This window comes from Bacillus sp. FG16 (genome assembly GCF_057809515.1).
The window spans coordinates 1-1,028 of the sequence record NZ_JBMDKC010000271.1; the positions used below are offsets into that span (position 1 = coordinate 1).

Annotated in this window: 1 pseudogene; it reads left to right on the top strand. The window is 37.0% G+C overall.

Annotated features, from left to right (window positions below):
• A pseudogene (locus tag ACODS7_RS32205) lies at window positions 1-1,028 on the top strand (DUF4158 domain-containing protein); the annotation flags it as partial.

The following is a 1,028-nucleotide window of genomic DNA, read 5'->3' on the forward strand; positions in this document are numbered from 1 at the left end:
TCATCCGTCAACAACGCGGCGCAACGAATCAATTAGGTTTTGCGGTTCAATTGGCTTATTTACGATTTCCTGGTCGGCCATTCGCTTCTGAAGAAAAAACACCCGATTTTCTTGTTTCGTTGCTTGCAAAAAGATTAGGAATCGTGCCTGCAGCTATACATAAGTATGCGAAAATGCGCGATACCACAAGGCGAGAACACATCAGCAAAATTAGAAAACATTTTGGATTCCGATCTTTTACCTTACGAGAATATCGAGAGTTAGCAAATTGGCTTCTTCCAACTGCTATGGAAACCGAGAAAGTCCTGGTTTTGGTTGATCTTTTAATACAAGAAATGCGAAAAAGAAAAATCATTCTTCCTGGCCATGTATGCCATAGAACATTTAGTTTGGGCGGTATGTGAACGTGCAGAAAGGCGAATGTTTAAAAAGTTAACAAAAGCGTTATCTCCACAACAACTTTTACAATTAGACCAGCTATTAACAAAGTCTGCAGACAAACATATTACAAATTTATCCTGGTTACGAAAACCACCTGGAACAGTTTCACTTAAAAATTTTCATAAAATATTAGACCGCATTCAATTTATTCAAAAACTCGCATTACCATTAGAAAACGGACAAGAGATTCACCAAAATAGATTACTACAATTAGCTAGGGAAGGCTCTCGGTATTCCACCCAACATTTGTCTCCGTTCCATTCTCTGAAACGTTATGCAACTTTAATGGCATTTTTAATTCATATTTATGCTTTTTTAATTGACCAAGGTTTATATGTAAATGAAAAGTTACTTGGGCGCATGTTTAAACGAGGAGAAAAAATACATAACGATTCGTTTCAAAATGACGGAAAATTAATTGATGAGAAAATCAGCTTATTTGCAAAACTGGGGAAGGTTTTAATTGAAGCAAAAGAAACCGAACAAGACCCTTTTGTATCTTTACAAGCTGTTATACCATGGGACCAATTTGTTCATTCGGTAGAACAAGCGGAAGCGTTGGCGAGGCCTGCAGAATTCGATTATTT